This is a genomic window from Shewanella gaetbuli, from assembly GCF_023284065.1.
Lineage (GTDB): Bacteria > Pseudomonadota > Gammaproteobacteria > Enterobacterales > Shewanellaceae > Shewanella > Shewanella gaetbuli.
The window spans coordinates 344,252-361,856 of sequence record NZ_JAKIKP010000002.1 but is presented as its reverse complement, the minus strand read 5'-3'; the positions used below and the strand labels follow the sequence as shown (position 1 = coordinate 361,856).

Here is a 17,605-nt window from a genome sequence, read left to right as displayed (position 1 = left end):
TAAAAGATGAAAATTTTTACCCCGCAGATGATACCGTTTTTGCGAGAGAATTTACACACTTTGTAAGGTTAGCTAAGGATTTGTAAACACACCCATAGCACAGGCAATAATAAGGTTAAGCTGAGGATAAAAAAGTGGCCATTTTTAACGATGGTAAGGGCGTGTTGAATATCTTGGGCGTTTGGCGGTGAGCCAGCAAATACCTTACTAAGACGGACTTTTTCAAATTGAGTTGCAGCTTGTGGCTGAGCATCAAATGCTAAAGTGGTGGGGGCATTAAATGTGTGTGGGTTGCGGGTAAACTGTTGCGGCCCGCCTAACTCTATACGCAGTAAATTAGCGCCTAGAGAAACGGTCGGATAATCATTGTTAAGCCCTTTTGCAATAATATCTTTTGCTAACATGTGGCGAGCACCAAATTGGCCAAATTGAACTGCTAATGCAAAATGCCATATTAGGCGGGGTAACCAAAATAATACTCGGTTAAATTGAGCAACAAAGCTGGCAAATATACTGAATTTAACGCGATATGGTGACCAACTAGACTCTAGCTTTTTTAATAGTTGAGCTGTTAATACCATTGCTATGCCGCCGAAAGCAAAAAATAATATGCTGGCTACAAGGCCATAAATTGGCGTTGTTAAGGTTTTTTCTATGCAGGTTTTAGTTAAGCCTAGAGAAGAGAGTTGGCTGGTATCTTCTTCAACCGCAACTGCAAGAATATCTTTGGCAGTTTGATTTTCATGTTGTTTGAGTGCGTGTAATACTTGTTGGGCACTTTTAGCAAACTGGTATTCACTAAAACAGCAATAAAGAACAATGATATTGAAAAACCAAGGATAAGCAGCCATTTCCATTAGAAAAATACAGATAACTGCAAAAGGAATGACTAACAACAAGCTAGCAAGTATGCCAGCGGTCATTTGTTGTGATGGAGGCCGATCGGGGTGATTAACCTTTTGCGCTAAAATTTTAGCTAACTCACCAAACCAATACAAAGGCTGCCAATGTTGAGAGAGTGGCGCAAAGTACGCCACTATAAACGCTAAAAGTATTTGCAGGCATCCTTGAATAAGCTCATTTTGCAGCAGTAAATGTTCCATATTTGATTGCATCTTGTTGTTAGCTTATTGGTTTTGCCATGTTATTAAGACTTTATATTTTGCAATAGTGCGATAACCATTAATGCAGAGTGATGGCCAGCCTTGACTAAGTACGTATCAAAATCCACTGACGAGTCATCATTAGCATTATCAGAAATTGAGCGAATAACCACAAAAGGCGTTTCAAACTGATGACAAACCTGGGCAATTGCTGCCGCTTCCATTTCACATGCTGCCATTGTAGGGAAGTTAGCTAGCATCACTTTAGTGCGCTCTGAGTCGCAAATAAAACTATCACCGGTACAAATTAACCCTTCAACCGCAGTCACTTCACCTAATGATGAAATGGCTTGTTTGGCAGCTTCGACTAATGAAGGCTCAGGGATAAAAGCGGCTGGTTGTTGCGCCATTTGGCCTATTTCGTAACCGAATGCGGTAACGTCAACATCATGGTGGCGAACTTCAGACGAAATAACAATATCGCCAATTTTTAACTCTTTTAAAAAGCCGCCTGCAGAACCGGTATTGATAATAGAAGTGGCACCAAAATGCTGAATGACCAAAGTTGTGGCGATGCTTGCAGCGACTTTTCCTATGCCTGAACGAGTGACAATAACGTCTTTATCGGCAATTTTGCCGCTGATAAATTCAATGCCCGCAATCGTGGTGTGAATAGGGGCGTCGATAGCTTGGATAAGATGTACAACTTCGGGCTCCATAGCGCCGATGATACCGATTTTCATGGGGTAACCTTAATCGAAATAAACAAAATTGGTGAGCCGATAATAATAGCATGTCACAAAGGATTTTGTGAAAAGCCAAATGCAATTTAGCGGTTGTTATCGCTGATGTAATGTACCGTGCTGGGGGGAGTTTAGTTGTTATATTCTCGGGGGAGAATATTAACGCGGTGAATATAAACTACAGTGTCGCTTTCCCGTATTGAATTTAGGATACCTTAGATCAAGTTCTATCGCCTAAGGCGTTACCATTCAATACGGGAGTGAGGTTTAGTTTTTGCGATTAACCGAAATATTAGCGAGGGCGGTTAAGGCTGTTTTGTAGTCAGATGCAGGCAAAATAGCAATAGCATCGATGGCTTTTTGTGCTTCTTGCTCGGCTTTCTGTTGGGTGTAGTTCAATGCACCGCATTGATGTAGTGCCGCAACAATTTCTTCAATGGCTTGTGTGCCGTCGCCTTTTTCTATCGCCTGCTTGATTAAGCTTCTGGCACGCTCATCACCATGCTCCATTGCATAAATCAACGGTAGAGTAGGTTTGCCTTCAGCAAGATCATCACCGATATTTTTACCTAGCTCATCGGTTTGCGCGGTGTAATCCAATAAATCGTCAGTTAACTGGAATGCAGTGCCTAAGTACTTACCGTAATCACCTAAAGCGTTCTGCCACTCTTTTGGTGCATCGGCTAACACACCGGCTAATAAAGTGGCCGCTTCAAACAGTTTTGCTGTTTTGCAGTAAATAACCCGCATGTAGGTGTCTTCTGTGGTGTCCGGGTCATTACAATTCATTAATTGCAGTACTTCACCTTCAGCCAATATATTGGTGGTGTCAGCCAATACTTTCAGAACATGTAGACTATCTAACTCGGTCATCATTTGGAATGAGCGAGTGTATAAGAAGTCACCGACTAATACGCTGGCACTGTTGCCAAATAAAGCATTAGCTGTTTCTCGGCCTCTGCGAAGTGTCGACTCGTCGACAACATCATCATGCAGTAAAGATGCTGTGTGAATAAATTCGATAATTGCGGCTAACTTGGTATGTTGCTGACCTTTATAGTCAATTGCGCCTGCTGCCAGGATTGATAACAATGGGCGTAGTCGCTTTCCTCCACCATTTATGATGTAGAAGCCAAGTTGATTAATCAGGGCAACATCAGACTCCAGTTGTTTATAAATAAGCTGGTTGACGGCTTGCATGTCGGAGTCAGCCAACTGACGAATGGCGGTTAAATCCATAGTATTCTCTGGTTAAATTTGGTTGAAGACATTAATAGTCTTACTTTTACAGTCGCAATAAGCTTCATATCTTACAGGAGAAAGTAGGCCTTTTTCAAAGTTGTTATCACTAAAAGTGTGATTTAACGCCACCTTTAACAATCCTGTAGCAGTTTAGTCTTCATTTTGTTGTATTACAGGTAAATTAATTGGCCAATTTTACAATCCGGCAGTGCTTTTAAAGTCGAGCTTTGATAAAATCCCTTCATTAAATTAAGTAAGGGAACGGCTAGTCTGTGTGGTTGGAATTTAGTCAATAAATACCATTCATACGGCTTTTTTAAATGAAGGTGAATTAACACTTGCCAGCATTAAAATCTTCGCGTAGAATCCGCGCCCATTGTCATTAAAAGTTTTTTAGCACCTAATCTCATTAAGAAGAGTTAGCGTGTTAGTCATTTGGAGTAAAATAGCTATGTACGCTGTTTTTCAAAGTGGCGGAAAGCAACACCGTGTTGCTGAAGGTCATACAGTTCGTTTAGAGAAAATTGAAGTTGCTACCGGTGAAACTATTGAGTTTGACCAAGTTCTATTGGTTGCTGACGGTGAAAATGTTCACGTTGGTGCTCCATTAGTAGCAGGTGGTAAAGTTGTTGCTGAAGTGGTTAGCCACGGTCGCGGCGAGAAAGTAACTATTCAAAAGTTCAATCGTCGTAAGCATCACGAAAAGAAAATGGGCCACCGTCAGTGGTTCACTGAAGTTAAAATCACTGCGATTAGCGCATAATTTAGGAGTCTAACTCATGGCACATAAAAAAGCTGGCGGTTCTACTCGTAACGGCCGCGATTCAGAAAGTAAACGTCTTGGTGTTAAGCGCTTTGGCGGTGAATCAGTTCTAGCTGGTAACATTATTGTTCGTCAACGTGGTACTAAATTCCACGCTGGTGTAAACGTAGGTATTGGTCGTGACCATACTTTATTTGCACTAACTGACGGCAAAGTTAAGTTTGAAGTTAAAGGTCCTAATAACCGTAAGTTTATTAGCATCGAAGCTTAATTCTTTAACTAAGCTAGAATCGAAAGCCCTGCCTACCGGTAGGGCTTTTGTGTTTTTTGATATTAGCCCTCGCTGATATTACATAAGTTTTTTGCAGCAAGCGTGAATTGTATTGACTATACACAGCGCTTTTCTGCTCCCTGATCTTTATTGATTTTAGGGTTATAATTAGCGCCATGCTCACAACATAATATGTCTATTATGCTTGATGGTTAGAGTGTTAGGAGTCAGTATGAAGTTTGTTGATGAAGCCAATATCCGTGTAGAAGCCGGTGATGGTGGTAGTGGTTGTGTTAGTTTCCGTCGTGAAAAGTATGTGCCAGATGGTGGACCTGATGGTGGTGATGGTGGCGACGGTGGAAGTGTTTATCTTCAAGCTAACGAAAACTTAAACACCCTTATTGATTACCGTTTCACTCGTTTTCATATGGCTGAACGTGGCTCAAATGGACGTGGGCGTGATTGTACTGGACACGCAGGTAAAGACTTAGTGTTACAAGTGCCTGTAGGGACTCGCGCAATTGATATTGAAACAGAAGAAGCGCTAGGGGATTTAACTACCCATGGCCAAAAGCTTCTGGTTGCCAAAGGCGGTTTCCACGGTTTAGGTAATACGCGCTTTAAAAGCAGTACTAACCGAGCCCCACGCCAGAAAACCTTGGGTACTCCTGGTGAAGTTCGCGCTCTAAAACTAGAGCTAATGCTATTAGCTGACGTCGGTTTACTTGGTTTACCTAATGCGGGTAAGTCTACCTTTATCCGCGCGGTTTCTCGTGCAACACCTAAAGTGGCCGATTACCCATTTACCACCTTAGTGCCTAACTTAGGTGTGGTTAACCCTCGTCCGGGACAAAGCTTTGTTATTGCTGATATTCCTGGGTTAATTGAAGGTGCGGCAGACGGTGCTGGTTTAGGTATTCGATTCTTAAAGCATTTAGAACGTTGTCGTGCATTGTTGCATATTATCGATATTGATCCTATTGATGGTAGTTGCCCTGTTGAATCGGCTAGAGCAATTGTGGCTGAACTTGAAAAGTATTCTCCAAAACTGGCTGAAAAACCACGCTGGATGGTGTTCAATAAAGTCGACTTATTACTTGAAGAAGAAGTTGAAGAGAAAGTGGCTCATATTGTCAGCGAATTAGGCTGGGAAGGTGAAGTGTTCACCATGTCTGCTTATAACCGCCAAGGTACTCAAGAATTAAGTGTCAAACTACTTGATTTCATTGATGCTATGCCTACAGCTGATGCTGAACAAGATGCGAATAAAGAAGTCGAGTTTAAGTGGGATAATTATCATCAAGGTAAAGACGATAATCTTAATGAAGATTATGATGATAGTGACGATTTAGATGATGATGATTTTGACGACGATGATTACGACGTAGAAGTTATCTATCAGCGTTAGTTTATAAAGGATTACTGTGTACGCAGACAACCAAAATGATATTACCCGTTTAGTTGTTCGTAGTGCCCAATTATTGCTTGCCTATGGCGCAGACTCTGACTTAGTTGAAGAGCTCAGTCAGCGCCTAGGCAAGGCTTTAGGGCTTGCTAGTGTAGAACTATCTATCTCTTCCAATGCATTAGTGTTAACTAGTTTAGTGCATGGTCGATGCATTACCACAACCCGTCGTATTCGTGCTCATGGTATTAATATGATGGTGGTTTGTGAGTTACAGCGTTTATGTGTGTTAACGGAAAAGGGCTTGTATGGCCCCAACGAAGTTAGACGTCGCTTGGCTCGTATTGAACCGAGAACTTATCCTGCCAAAGTTGTTGTTCCCGTAGTTGCCTTATCTTGCGCCAGCTTTTGCCACTTATTTGGTGGTGACATCATGGCCTGTTTAATCACTTTTATAGCTTCATCTATTGGTATGACGGTGAGATTATTTTTTGCCAAACGCCATTACAACTTATTGATTAACTTTGCCATTACCGCCTTTGTGACAAACGCGGTGGCGCAGATAGGTTATGTCTACCCTATCAGTGAAACTCCTCAAGTTGCATTAGCAGCCAGTGTATTGATGCTTGTGCCAGGTTTTCCGTTGATCAATGCGATTTCAGATATGGTGAAAGGGCACATTAATGTCGGCATATCCCGCTGGGGAAATGCAAGCCTGTTAACCTTAGCATCTGTTATTGGTATCACTATTGCCATGCAATTAGGGGGCATCTTCTAATGCTAGCGTTAATAGTCAATTTGCTGCATGACGCCTTTTTTTCTGCCATTCCTGCTTTTGGTTTCGCTATTTTATTTAATGTACCTCGTCGTTACCTTGGTTATTGCGCCTTAGCCGGAGCATTAGGGCACAGTGCAAGAACCTTGTTAATGCATTTTGATATGCCAATAGAATGGGCCACCTTTGCGGCAGCAGCATTAGTGGGCATTATCACCATTCAGTTTGCTAAACGTCATTTAGCCCCACCATTGATGTATGCCGTTGCTGCAATTATTCCTATGGTTCCAGGCACTTATGCATTTAATACTGTTATTGCGCTTATTCAATTAACTGCCCATAGTGAGGTTAGCCCAGAGTTAACGGCGCAAGTGATTATCAATGGTTTGAAAACAGTATTTATTTTGGGAGCACTAGCTGTCGGGTTAGCGTTACCGAGTTTATTGTATTATCGAAATCGCCCTATTATTTAAATAAGGATATGTATGCGTATCGCAATGATTGCCGCTATGGCAAATAATCGAGTTATCGGTAAAGACAACCAAATGCCTTGGCATTTACCTGAAGATTTAAAACACTTTAAGGCGATGACATTATCTAAGCCTGTGGTAATGGGGCGTAAAACTTTTGAGTCAATTGGTCGTCCTTTACCTGGGCGTCATAATATTGTCATTACTCGCCAAACTGATTACAGTCCAGAAGGTGTGACTTGTGTTGCTAATTTTGAACTAGCCGTTGAAGCTGCAGGAGAGTGCGAGGAGCTCGTTGTCATAGGTGGCGGGCAACTTTATGCGCAACTGCTACCCAAAGCAGACGTATTATACCTGACTCATATTGATTTGGATGTTGACGGTGATACCTATTTTCCTGAGTGGAATGACGGATCTTGGATATTAAAAGATACCATTTCTGCAACAAATGAAGATGGTTTGCAATATAGCTTTAACACTTTTGCTAAAAACGGTAAACTGACACTTGAGTTACCCTAAATCAATATTTTCACAATGTATGAAAATATTTAGATAAAAACAATTAGTTAAAGGAGTGTCAGATGCGTTTAATTCCGGTGGCCTTAGCCGCCCTGATTGCAGCATCTTTTGTATCTGCCCCTGCAGTAGCGAACACAGATCAATTAGTTGCAAATATTTGTGATTATGTAAAATCTGATGATAAAAACCGTTTGCGTAAAAAGCTTAAAGAATCTCGTGTAAAGCTACGTAATATTTATACGGGTGTGAGTTGTGATGGCAGCAGTTTATTGCGTACTGCCTACAACTCAAATGCAAACGATGTTGGCGAATATATTGCTAAACGTTTAGGCGCAGATGATTTACAAGTACCAGAAGCTGATGGTCAAACGATATTAGATTGGGCTAATGAAAATGGTCATGGTTCAAGTGCTATAACTGCTGCAATCAAAGATCGTATTGGTGGTTAATGTTCTTTAGAGCATTGAGTATCTTAAAATACCGACTTATTAGTCGGTATTTTTTTGTGTTAAATTCATATCAATCGTAATAAATAACTGTTCAGCCTAGCTTGTTATAATATTTGATAACAGGCGTTAGATTTTTGATTGTAGAATCACGGTTTACGGAAAACACTTGCCTTGTTTTCAAGCATTTTTGGACAAAAATGTTTTAGAACATTGATCCGATAATAAGTAACTTAGAAGAAAAGTATCTCTACTGATTAAATTAACTCTGACCCCATTATCCCCACTCGACTGAAGATATACATAAACTCTCATCAAAATAGCTTACTAACAATGTTAATGATCTCCTACTCAAAGGTGTTTGAGACAGAGAATAGTCAGCATCAAATTCACGGTCTGTTCTAGTACATATAAAAGCTGTCCAAACTGATATTTACAGATAATGATATGGCTGAGTAAATTCGGTGTAGTGATGTTTTTGTGGATGGGCGACCTTGGTATTAGCACTGCTTATATTGCAACCTCAATGTCATGCTATTCACATTGATGGCAAACATGTTTTGGCCGAATAGTCTACGGGGGACAGTGTTTCACTCTAACTGTGCCCCATTGGATATAGTGGATGTTGGTAACAGCCGCAGTACTTGTCGGCTTCATCAGTATAGACGGTTACATCCACTTGAGGAAATTCAGCAGGAAATGGCTTCTGGCTAAGCCAAGGCTAGAAAAGATCGTGTTGAAAAATTCAAGGTAATAAAAAAGGCCTTAACGGCCTTTTTATTAACAATAAACATTTGGGGATGAGGATTACACTTTAAACTCACCCACAGACGCTTGCAGCTCTTCAGCAAGTATTGCCACTTGATGACTCGATTCTGCTGTTTGATCAGCGCCTGAGGCTGTCTCTTCAGAAATCTGTGCAATATGCTCGAGCTTTTCTGAAACCTGTTGACTCACTAAGTTCTGCTCTTGTGCTGCATGCGCAATATGAGTACCTGAATCATAAGCCTCATGAACAGACTTAATAATGGTTTCAAGCGCTAAGTTGGCTTGCTCATTCTTATCAACACAGCTATTGGCTTGTGAACGGCCTAGTTCCATAACCGCTACCGCTTCTTGGGCACCTTGCTGTAACACCTCAATCATTTGTTGGATCTCTTGTGTCGAATCTTGGGTGCGTGAGGCTAAGCTTCTTACCTCATCTGCCACTACCGCAAAGCCACGGCCTTGTTCGCCCGCCCTTGCAGCTTCAATTGCAGCATTTAACGCCAGTAAGTTTGTTTGCTCGGCAATACCACGAATTACGTCAAGAATCGAACCAATTGAGGCACTGTCTGTGTGTAGCTTGTTGATCACAATACCTGCTTTAGAGACTTCTTCAGCTAAGGCTTGAATAGTGAGTTTGCTTTCATCGGCTAAGGTACGCATATGTTGAGTTTCAGCATCGGCTTGCTTGATTTGGTCAAGGGCTTGATCTGCACTCATAGATACTTGTTGTGCACTTGAGCTAAGTTCTGTGGTTGCTGTTGCAACTTGGTCTACTTGGCTTTTTTGTTCTTGAATACCAATCGTGGTTTGCGATGTAATGGCTGAAGTTTGCTCTGCCGCAGCAGCTAATTGGTTCGAACGGTCTAAAATGCCGGTGATTAAGTTTCTTAAACTATCCACTAGGCGGTTACAGTTCTTTGAAAGTTGAGCAAACTCGTCGTGTCCTGAGTCATCAAGTTTATGGGTTAAATCACCTGATGCTAAAACGTTTAGAGCTTGGTTTACTTGATTTAAAGAACGCTTTAACGGGTTAACCACTGCAATACTGACGACTATGGCGACCAAAATGGCTATAACTACCACTATCATGGTTTTAATGGCTGCTGAGTCAATAACTTCAATTGCTTGCGAGCTAATGTCGTCAGTAAACCTGTCAATGGCAGAAGCTAGGCTACTCATGGTGGCGTTAGCTGTTTTGGCTTTGTTTTTGGTTACAAGTAATTGTTTAGCGGCTTTTTCTGCGTGATCTAACTGGCGGCCTTTTAAAGCAATAATCGAGTTCGGACCACTTAATAGTTCAAATACTTTTTCTGTTTCATCTGCCAGATCAGTCAAAATATCACTGTCTAAAACCCCTTGGCCTTGTAGGCTTATGTGGCTCAGTTTTCCCTTAGACTCACTTACCATGTAATCCAATTCTTTGGTAATGATTGAGTATTTAGATTTGTCAGTGGTAGCAATTAAATCAAAAATAGTGGTGATAAGATTAATAAAGGTATTGTCGACGGTACTGGCTGAAGCCGCTAAGCTTTTTTCTGTGTCGTCATCACTCATTTCTAGGTCAATAACGTCGAGTAAGATTGATGAAGCATCATCTGCAGCATTCTCGAAATCGTCACGTAATCCCAATAGCTTCTCTTGAGTAGATAATGCTTGGGATTTTTCGGCTAACATGAGGTTAGCGCTGTCTTGATAGCCTTTATAGGCAGACTTTAACTCTGATAATGGTTGAGTCAGTTCACCTTGGTTAGAAATAATGCTTGAAAGAAGGTCTAACTCAGTTTGAAACTTGCTATTTTCCTTGAGCAGTTGTTTTTCTATAACAGGAATTTTTGAAGAGTGGTCGCTGTAAAAAGCTTGTAATGATTCAATTTGTTGGCTGCTTAAGTTTTCACTTAATCGGTTAGTTGATTCCAGAGCTGGCAAGCTGATTTGTTGTAGGGTTTGGGTGCCATCTTTGATGCTGCTATTACCGATTAAGGTCACAATACCAAGTATGATGAGCAATAAGGTAACCGCTGTGAAACCACCGATTACCCTAGTAGCTACGTTTATTTTCATATGTTACTCCAACCTTTTATTATTTTATCCCATTAAGCAGGGTAGGGTATTCAGGTAATGCTAAATGCAATAGTTAAGTATCGGCTAATTGTCTGTAAAGTTTAACCTTAATTTAACTTTTTTTGGATAATTTTCTGATTATTTTCCAAATGCCATAACGTTAAATGTTCTCCCCAGCAGCAGCCGGTATCAAGTGCATGTATGCGTGGTTGGCCCGTTTGTCCCATCAATGCCGCCCAATGGCCAAACACAATCTGATAGGGGCTAGCCAGCTGTAATTTGAAATTAAACCACGGTGAAATATGCTGGTGTGGGTTATCTTTTGGTGGGAGTTTACAGGCAAATTCTAAACGAGTATCGGATGTCAAATAGCGCATACGGGTTAAGGCATTAATACAAAATATTGCCCGCGCTATACCCTGTCGTTCTGGCTGCCATTCATCGGGGGTATTTTGGTACATTTGCGCAATTAACGTATTTAAGTAATCTGCTTGTTGTAGCTGTTCACTGACGTAGTTTGATTCAGTTTGTAATGTAGCTAAATCCCACTTTGGATGCACTCCCGCATGAGTCATAATCAGCTTATGTTCAGGCAAGTAGCGAGCTAATGGTTGCAGCCTTAGCCAATCAATTAACTTACCGCAGTCGGGGGCTGCAAGCAGTGCGGATAAGTTATCACTAGGGTTCGCTTTTTTGAGCTTACCACTAACGGCCATCAGATGAAGATCATGATTTCCTAAAACAACCTTAGCACTGTCACCTAACGACTCAAAATAACGTAAGGTTTCTAATGACTTTGTTCCACGAGCGACTAAGTCTCCCACTGCCCATAGATTATCTTTAGAAGGGTTAAAGTCTACTTTTTCAAGTAGCCGTTCAAGTTCATCAAAACAGCCTTGGATATCACCGACAAAATAATTGGCCATAGAGTTATTGTAAAATTCCTGGAACGGCTAATCGGAATGGTTCAATAGGGGCGGCAAATGACTTGCCATTGCTGTATTCCATTCCATACGAGCCTTGCATAAACCCTAGTGGCGTTTCTAATACTGTGCCACTGGAATACTGGTAGGCAGTATTCGGGGCAATAGTGGGCGTTTCTCCAACAACACCAGGCCCTTTTACTTCACTTTTTTCACCGTTAGAGTTGGTAATTATCCAGTGACGATCTTTAAGGGTAACAGCTTGGTCGCCAACATTTATGATGGTAATGGTGTAGGTAAACAAATATTTGTTATCAGAGGCATCTGATTGTTGTTCTAAATACTCTGTTTCAACTTTTATTTTTACAGGGGAAGGTGTGGTACTCATATTTGGGGTTTCTCGTCCATAAGCAAAAGGGCACATTCAATGAATATGCCCTTTATGGGTAGTAAGGTTAACTATTTGCTGTTTTATCAATATATAGGTTTGCCATTGCAACGTATTGCTCAACAGAGATTTGCTCTGGTCTGAGGGTTGAGTCAATGTTTAATGATTCAAAGTCACTGTCATCTAACATCCCTTTTAAGTTATTGCGTAGTGTTTTTCGACGCATATTAAAAGCGGTGGTACATAAGTGACGCAGCACATTAACATCTTTACACGGCCAAGGTTTGTCATCATAGGGCAGTAATCTCACTACGGCTGAGTCAACCTTTGGCGGCGGAGTAAAGCATTGTGGTGGCACTTCTAAAACTGGCACGACTTGGCAAAAATATTGTGCCATAACCGTTAAACGTCCATAGGCTTTGCTGCCTGGGCTTGCTGATAAGCGTAATACCACTTCTTTTTGCAACATAAAGTGCATGGTTTCAATATGTTGAGCAAACTCAAATAAATGAAACATCAGTGGAGTTGAAATGTTGTAAGGTAAGTTACCAAACACTTTCATTTTTTTGCCATCTTGCTGCAGTTTCGAAAAGTCGAACTGCAACGCATCACCTTGATGAATGGTGAGCTTGTCTTTTAATACTGGGTGGACTTGTAAACGTTCAACCAAGTCTCGGTCAAGTTCAACAACGGTTAAATTGTCAATTGAATCAGCAACCGGTTCGGTTAGCGCGCCTAGTCCTGGGCCAATTTCAACCATAACATGGTCGTTGTCTGGTGAAATAGCACCGACAATGCTGCTGATCACTCCTTCATCCGTTAAGAAGTTTTGTCCAAATCTTTTTCTGGCCGTGTGACCTAAATGTACTTTATTACTCATGAGATAATTTATTTACTCTTGTCGATCATTTCTATGGCTTTATTCAGTGCGCAGAATAAACTGCCACTGTCTGCTTCACCGGTGCCTGCAAGTTCGAGTGCGGTGCCGTGGTCAACAGAAGTTCGGATGTAAGGTAAGCCTAAGGTGATATTCACTGACCGACCAAAGCCAATGGATTTTAACACAGGTAAGCCTTGATCATGGTACATGGCCAAAACGACATCTGCTTGTTCTAAATATTTTGGTTGGAATAAGGTATCTGCCGGTAAGGGGCCGACGATGTCCATTCCTTGTTCACGAAGTTCATTAAGGGCAGGAATCATTACGTCAATTTCTTCACGCCCTAAATGGCCATCTTCACCTGCATGTGGGTTTAGACCACACACATATATTTTAGGTGTGCCAAGGCCAAATTTATTGACTAACTCTTTATGCAATATGCCAATAATATGGTGCAGCCTGTCACGGGTGATGGCTTTTGAAACATACGCCAATGGGATATGAGTTGTCATCAGTGCAACTTGAAGTCCCGGGGTGGCAAGCATCATTACCACGTCTTGACAATTAGCCTGCAAAGCAAAGTATTCTGTATGACCACTGAATGGAATACCCGCTTGATTGATAATGCCTTTATGCACTGGGCCAGTGACTACCGCATCAAATTCTTTTGACATGTTTTTTTCGCCAGCACAGCGAAGTGTTTCAACCACATAAGCACTATTTGCTTCATTTAACACACCACATTCAACAGGCTCTGCTAAGTCAAATGGCATAATTGTTAACGTGCCTGCTTGTTGCGGTTGGGCAGGCTGGTCCGATTGATAGGTTTTTAATGTTAGCGGCAGGTTTAATTTTTTTGCTCGGTCTAGCATTAATTGAGGATCGGCACAAACAACTAACTCAGCAGGCCAATCCTGCTGAGCTAGTTTTATAACGATGTCTGGTCCGATACTTGCCGGTTCACCCGGCGTAATCGCGATTCGTTTGGTCATTGCTATTAATTAGCCTCGTAGATTTTCAGGCTCGAATATTTCGATGTAGGCATCACTGCGCATTTCATCTAACCAGTTTTGTAACTCTTCGTTAAATTTTCGACGAAAAATTAATTGGTGAGCTCGATTGCTGTTAAATTTGTCTGTTGCATCGGTTTTACGACGCTCTTCTAACTGAACAATATGCCATCCATGAGTCGTACGGAATGGCTCGCTTATTTCTCCAGGAGATAAGCTTTCAAGAGTCTGGGAAAACTCGGGGACATATAAACTGGGTTCAGCCCAACCAAGCTCTCCACCTTTAGCGGCAGAACCTGGGTCTTCAGAATATTGACGTGCTAGTTTAGCAAAATCAGCATCACCATTTCTAATATCTTTTAAGAAGTTTGATAGCATCGCTTGGGCACGATCTTCTGACAAAATTGGCGAAGGTTTTAGTAAGATATGACGTGACTTAACCTCATCAATTTCTTGAGTTTGTAAGCCTCGAGTATCCATTACTTTGATAATATGGAAACCTGAACCAGATTTAATTGGACCAAAAATATCACCCTTTTTGGCATTGGTAATCACTTCTGCAAATAGCGTTGGCATTTCATTGATGTTCATAAAGTCCCAAACACCTCCTTCTAGCGCTTTGGGGCCAGATGAAGAGGCAATTGCGGTGCTTTTAAAGTCTGCGCCATCATTTAATCTTTTAAGTACCGCTTCTGCTCGACGACTTGATGATTCTAGTTGAGCGCTAGTCGGATCGCTGGGTAATTCAATTAGAATATGTCCTACTTGGAACTCAACATTTTTTAAGCCTTGTTCTTCAATTAGCTTAACTAAGCTACTAATTTCTTGAGGCGATACTTGAATACGGCGTTGAACTTGAATTCGTTGAATTTCACCAATGGTGATTTCTTCGCGTAATTGTTCACGGTATTGACTATAACTCATACCTTCAGACTCTAACTGCTGCTGCATTTGGCTGACAGTCATATTTTGTTCTTTGGCAATGTTGGCGATGGTTTGATCTAATTGTAAATCACCAATTGATAAGCCTATGCGGTCAGCGGTTTGCAATTGTAGTCGTGTTAAAATTAGACGTTCAATGACCTGAGTACGTAATGCTTCAGCTGAAGGCAACGTTTGGTTTGCTGCTTTTGCGTTAGCCGATACAGTATCGACCATATTGTTAATTTCGCTTTCTAAAATAATGCCATCATTTAATTGGACCGCAACACGGTCTAGTTCTTGTGGCGCAGACATCACGGTTTGGCTCATCGCCAATGCACATAATGCAAAAAAAAGTTTCTTACTGTGTTTCATCCAAAAAATCCTTGGCACTATCATTGGTATATCGGGTTTTGAGCCCAAATCTATTGTTGTCATTTATACGTGTATTTTTAATTTAACACGACATTGGACTGCAGTTTTTAATCTTGGTTCAGCAATTTATCATAAGCTAGCATAAAAGCCGCTTAATTCCTTAAGTAAAGTGGTTTTCTGTAGTTAAATAAACCTTCGTCTAGCATGTCTTCAACGCCTAATGGACCTGAGCCTCCTAATCCTTTTATAACAAAGTTGAGGTAGACGCCTTTTTCAAACTCTTCACGACCATCAATTGACTCAGATAGATCATCGTCATAATTGGTTTTAATGCGGTAATGGTAACTTAGACGAACTGCCCAGCAGCAAGATTCATATTGAAAACCTGTGTAGGTCTCAATGCTACGATCTTCATTTAAGTCATAATACCAATTACCAACAAAATATAAGTCATCCCTTATTGGCCAAGATGTTCTGACACCCGCTTGAGAAATATTAACTCGGTCGTTGGTATTGGTATTGAGTAAATCAGGGACATAACGGTAACTGAATTGAAGCAGTTTGTCGTTACTAGGTCGGAAATCTAAAGTCACTTCCGATTTTTTGTTTTCGTTATTCTCGGTGTCATGTTGCACCGAACCACTAATGAACCAGTCATCATATACGTGAGCATCTATTTCAGCGGCTAATACTGAGGTACTTTGGGGTTCTTGCAAGTATTGATTTTCAAGTAATACTTTAGATTCTTCAAAGTAAATGGTTTGGCCAAGGCTAAATTTAAATTTCTCAAGATTTTGTTCATCTAAAAAACGTGTGGTAAAACCTACGGTTAACTGGTTCGCATCTGCAATTCTGTCGAGCCCCGAAAAGCGTCTGTCTCTAAATAAACCAAAGTAATCTTCTTGTAATTGAGCGGTATCATAAATTCCAATTGCAGATTGGTCTTCGTAGCCGACGTACAAATACTGAAATTGAGGCTCTAAGGTCTGCTTATAATTATTACCCCAAAAACGGGCATCTCGGTCAAAGTTAATTTGCCCTGCAAGCCTAACTTGAGGGATGGTTCGGCTTACTGAGTCATCTAATTGAGTGTCTGACTCAACAGTTTGTTGCCAATACTGAGTTTGCATTAACTTTAGTTCACTGGTGAAGCTTCCCGCAGGACCTTGAATAGGCAAAGATAAGCTTGGTGCCATATGTAAACGTGTTGCTGTTGAATAGTCGTTTTCTTGATGACTAAAGTTAGTTAATTCAGAGTTGAACCTAAAATCAACCATGTCCCATATTCGGTTTTGACGGTAGTTAAAGTTCAGCTGTGGCATAACTTGATAAGGCATTTCATCTTCACCGAGTACTTTAATGTCTTGTACTCGCATGTTGAGATCCCAGTTTTGTTCAAAGTAACTGGCTTCTCCAATTCGTGATAATTGGTTGTCTGTTGAGCGGTTAACGTCTGAGTTCAGGTCATTAAAATAATTATTATCAGAAACATCGGTGTAGTTTGCTCTAACCCGCCAGTTTTCTGTTAATGCTCCTTGGTGGCTCCAATGTAACAAATAGCGGTCTGGACGGTTGGTTAACTTTTTGTCGCTACCTAAATATTCGACATTTAACTGGCCATTTTGCTCTTCACCGGCTAAATATCTGAACTCCGTTTTTGCAAATAAGCCCCTTGAAGACATAAAGTCAGGGGTGATGGTTAGGTCATATTCAGGGGCGATATTCCAATAATAAGGCACGCTTAGTTGCACACCGTTAGTTGTACTAGTGCTGAAACTGGGGAATAAAAAACCCGATTTTCGTTTTTCGGAAACCGGAATGGTCATATAGGGAATATACATTATTGGAATGTCAGCGACCCTAAGTTTAGCATTCCAAATTTCCCCCCATTCTTCTTCACTGTCGATTTTGATCATATCGGCTTCTAACAACCACGACTCATCCCCCGGAGGGCAAGTGGTGAAGTTAGTACCTGAAAGAATAAGGTTATTGTCAGAAGTGATTTGGAGTTTATTGGCATCCCCGTGCGCTTGTTGGCCATTAAACCAATATTCTGCGCCGGTTAACGTGGCACTGTTGCTGGTCATCTGTGCTTGCAAGCTTTCAGCGGTAACGGTGAATTGCTCTTCTTTAAATATCAGATTGCCATTGGCTGATAATTGCTGCTTTTTTTGATCTAATGTTGCTTCATCAGCGGCTATGTGTCTAGCGCCCTGGCTGAAGCTTACGTCACCACTAAAGTGAGCTTGATTCTCAAAAGATGCGCTTGAGTTATCTGAAATAATGACAATATCAGATTCTTTAATACCACTGAGTTTCTCGCGATCATTGAAAGAACGTGAAACAGGAGGCTCAATCAAACACACTGATGGCAGCGGTGTTTCTGCATCAGGCGTTTGTGCAAATACACATTGGGGCAAAAGGCTTAAGGCCAGAAAATATCGGATCTGCATTATAGTCAAATAATTATTGAATTCTGTTCTGGAAAGTTTGGAGAGGTAAAGAAATCCAGCTAGCTGTAAAACAATCCATTCTTTAGCTG

General features: G+C 41.1%; 17 protein-coding genes. 7 read left to right on the top strand and 10 right to left on the bottom strand.

The window, feature by feature from the left end; translation table 11 throughout:
* Positions 1-68: 68 nt before the first annotated feature.
* The 3 genes from L2672_RS04320 to ispB form a co-directional block, all read right to left on the bottom strand.
* Positions 69-1,103 (bottom strand): cobalamin biosynthesis protein, encoded by a 1,035-nt coding sequence (locus tag L2672_RS04320; RefSeq protein ID WP_248994598.1) that lies wholly within the window; start codon positions 1,101-1,103, stop codon positions 69-71.
* A 44-nt stretch (positions 1,104-1,147) separates the two neighbouring features.
* Complete coding sequence (locus tag L2672_RS04315; RefSeq protein ID WP_248994597.1) at positions 1,148-1,846, bottom strand: 5'-methylthioadenosine/adenosylhomocysteine nucleosidase; 699 nt, start codon at positions 1,844-1,846, stop codon at positions 1,148-1,150.
* Positions 1,847-2,113: 267 nt separating this feature from the next.
* On the bottom strand, positions 2,114-3,085 hold the full coding sequence (ispB, locus tag L2672_RS04310; protein WP_248994596.1) for an octaprenyl diphosphate synthase: 972 nt from the start codon (positions 3,083-3,085) through the stop codon (positions 2,114-2,116).
* A gap of 454 nt (positions 3,086-3,539) precedes the next feature.
* On the opposite strand from ispB, the gene rplU reads away from it, so the two are divergent.
* The 7 genes from rplU (at position 3,540) to L2672_RS04275 (ending at position 7,740) form a co-directional block, all read left to right on the top strand.
* Entirely contained in the window at positions 3,540-3,851 is a 312-nt protein-coding gene (gene rplU / locus L2672_RS04305) for a 50S ribosomal protein L21 (protein WP_055024329.1), read from the top strand.
* Positions 3,852-3,867: 16 nt separating this feature from the next.
* Positions 3,868-4,122, top strand: a complete 255-nt coding sequence (rpmA, locus tag L2672_RS04300; RefSeq protein ID WP_007650346.1) for a 50S ribosomal protein L27 — start codon at positions 3,868-3,870, stop codon at positions 4,120-4,122.
* A 232-nt stretch (positions 4,123-4,354) separates the two neighbouring features.
* Complete coding sequence (cgtA, locus tag L2672_RS04295) at positions 4,355-5,530, top strand: Obg family GTPase CgtA (protein WP_248994595.1); 1,176 nt, start codon at positions 4,355-4,357, stop codon at positions 5,528-5,530.
* 16 nt (positions 5,531-5,546) lie between these two features.
* The gene (locus L2672_RS04290; RefSeq protein WP_248994594.1) at positions 5,547-6,305 is read left to right on the top strand and encodes a threonine/serine exporter family protein; all 759 of its coding nucleotides are present in this window, start codon (positions 5,547-5,549) and stop codon (positions 6,303-6,305) included.
* Positions 6,305-6,775 (top strand): threonine/serine exporter family protein, encoded by a 471-nt coding sequence (locus tag L2672_RS04285; RefSeq protein WP_248994593.1) that lies wholly within the window; start codon positions 6,305-6,307, stop codon positions 6,773-6,775. The genes L2672_RS04290 and L2672_RS04285 overlap by 1 nt, the downstream gene beginning before the upstream one ends.
* A gap of 12 nt (positions 6,776-6,787) precedes the next feature.
* On the top strand, positions 6,788-7,291 hold the full coding sequence (folA, locus tag L2672_RS04280; protein ID WP_248994592.1) for a type 3 dihydrofolate reductase: 504 nt from the start codon (positions 6,788-6,790) through the stop codon (positions 7,289-7,291).
* A 62-nt stretch (positions 7,292-7,353) separates the two neighbouring features.
* On the top strand, positions 7,354-7,740 hold the full coding sequence (locus tag L2672_RS04275; RefSeq protein ID WP_248994591.1) for a DUF3718 domain-containing protein: 387 nt from the start codon (positions 7,354-7,356) through the stop codon (positions 7,738-7,740).
* An 804-nt stretch (positions 7,741-8,544) separates the two neighbouring features.
* Here the strand turns inward: L2672_RS04275 and L2672_RS04270 are convergent.
* From L2672_RS04270 to lptD, 7 genes are all read right to left on the bottom strand, one after another.
* The gene (locus L2672_RS04270) at positions 8,545-10,566 is read right to left on the bottom strand and encodes a HAMP domain-containing methyl-accepting chemotaxis protein (protein WP_248994590.1); all 2,022 of its coding nucleotides are present in this window, start codon (positions 10,564-10,566) and stop codon (positions 8,545-8,547) included.
* Between the two features lie 107 nt (positions 10,567-10,673).
* Positions 10,674-11,492 (bottom strand): symmetrical bis(5'-nucleosyl)-tetraphosphatase, encoded by an 819-nt coding sequence (locus L2672_RS04265; protein ID WP_248994589.1) that lies wholly within the window; start codon positions 11,490-11,492, stop codon positions 10,674-10,676.
* 4 nt (positions 11,493-11,496) lie between these two features.
* Positions 11,497-11,877 (bottom strand): Co2+/Mg2+ efflux protein ApaG, encoded by a 381-nt coding sequence (apaG, locus tag L2672_RS04260; RefSeq protein ID WP_248994588.1) that lies wholly within the window; start codon positions 11,875-11,877, stop codon positions 11,497-11,499.
* Positions 11,878-11,944: 67 nt separating this feature from the next.
* Positions 11,945-12,757: a 16S rRNA (adenine(1518)-N(6)/adenine(1519)-N(6))-dimethyltransferase RsmA gene (gene rsmA / locus L2672_RS04255; RefSeq protein WP_248994587.1), complete on the bottom strand. Its 813-nt coding sequence runs from the start codon at positions 12,755-12,757 to the stop codon at positions 11,945-11,947.
* Between the two features lie 8 nt (positions 12,758-12,765).
* Positions 12,766-13,749, bottom strand: a complete 984-nt coding sequence (gene pdxA / locus L2672_RS04250; RefSeq protein ID WP_248994586.1) for a 4-hydroxythreonine-4-phosphate dehydrogenase PdxA — start codon at positions 13,747-13,749, stop codon at positions 12,766-12,768.
* Between the two features lie 9 nt (positions 13,750-13,758).
* Positions 13,759-15,063, bottom strand: a complete 1,305-nt coding sequence (surA, locus tag L2672_RS04245; protein WP_248994585.1) for a peptidylprolyl isomerase SurA — start codon at positions 15,061-15,063, stop codon at positions 13,759-13,761.
* A 152-nt stretch (positions 15,064-15,215) separates the two neighbouring features.
* Positions 15,216-17,516, bottom strand: a complete 2,301-nt coding sequence (gene lptD, locus L2672_RS04240) for an LPS assembly protein LptD (RefSeq protein WP_248994584.1) — start codon at positions 17,514-17,516, stop codon at positions 15,216-15,218.
* Positions 17,517-17,605 lie beyond the last annotated feature (89 nt).

Bases quoted from the DNA above. Each gene is read 5' to 3' on its own strand.
- L2672_RS04320 (WP_248994598.1), bottom strand. From the start codon at position 1,103: ATGGAACATTTACTGCTGCAAAATGAGCTTATTCAAGGATGCCTGCAA.
- L2672_RS04315 (WP_248994597.1), bottom strand. From the start codon at position 1,846: ATGAAAATCGGTATCATCGGCGCTATGGAGCCCGAAGTTGTACATCTT.
- ispB (WP_248994596.1), bottom strand. From the start codon at position 3,085: ATGGATTTAACCGCCATTCGTCAGTTGGCTGACTCCGACATGCAAGCC.
- rplU (WP_055024329.1), top strand. From the start codon at position 3,540: ATGTACGCTGTTTTTCAAAGTGGCGGAAAGCAACACCGTGTTGCTGAA.
- rpmA (WP_007650346.1), top strand. From the start codon at position 3,868: ATGGCACATAAAAAAGCTGGCGGTTCTACTCGTAACGGCCGCGATTCA.
- cgtA (WP_248994595.1), top strand. From the start codon at position 4,355: ATGAAGTTTGTTGATGAAGCCAATATCCGTGTAGAAGCCGGTGATGGT.
- L2672_RS04285 (WP_248994593.1), top strand. From the start codon at position 6,305: ATGCTAGCGTTAATAGTCAATTTGCTGCATGACGCCTTTTTTTCTGCC.
- folA (WP_248994592.1), top strand. From the start codon at position 6,788: ATGCGTATCGCAATGATTGCCGCTATGGCAAATAATCGAGTTATCGGT.
- L2672_RS04275 (WP_248994591.1), top strand. From the start codon at position 7,354: ATGCGTTTAATTCCGGTGGCCTTAGCCGCCCTGATTGCAGCATCTTTT.
- L2672_RS04270 (WP_248994590.1), bottom strand. From the start codon at position 10,566: ATGAAAATAAACGTAGCTACTAGGGTAATCGGTGGTTTCACAGCGGTT.
- L2672_RS04265 (WP_248994589.1), bottom strand. From the start codon at position 11,492: ATGGCCAATTATTTTGTCGGTGATATCCAAGGCTGTTTTGATGAACTT.
- apaG (WP_248994588.1), bottom strand. From the start codon at position 11,877: ATGAGTACCACACCTTCCCCTGTAAAAATAAAAGTTGAAACAGAGTAT.
- rsmA (WP_248994587.1), bottom strand. From the start codon at position 12,757: ATGAGTAATAAAGTACATTTAGGTCACACGGCCAGAAAAAGATTTGGA.
- pdxA (WP_248994586.1), bottom strand. From the start codon at position 13,749: ATGACCAAACGAATCGCGATTACGCCGGGTGAACCGGCAAGTATCGGA.
- surA (WP_248994585.1), bottom strand. From the start codon at position 15,063: ATGAAACACAGTAAGAAACTTTTTTTTGCATTATGTGCATTGGCGATG.
- lptD (WP_248994584.1), bottom strand. From the start codon at position 17,516: ATGCAGATCCGATATTTTCTGGCCTTAAGCCTTTTGCCCCAATGTGTA.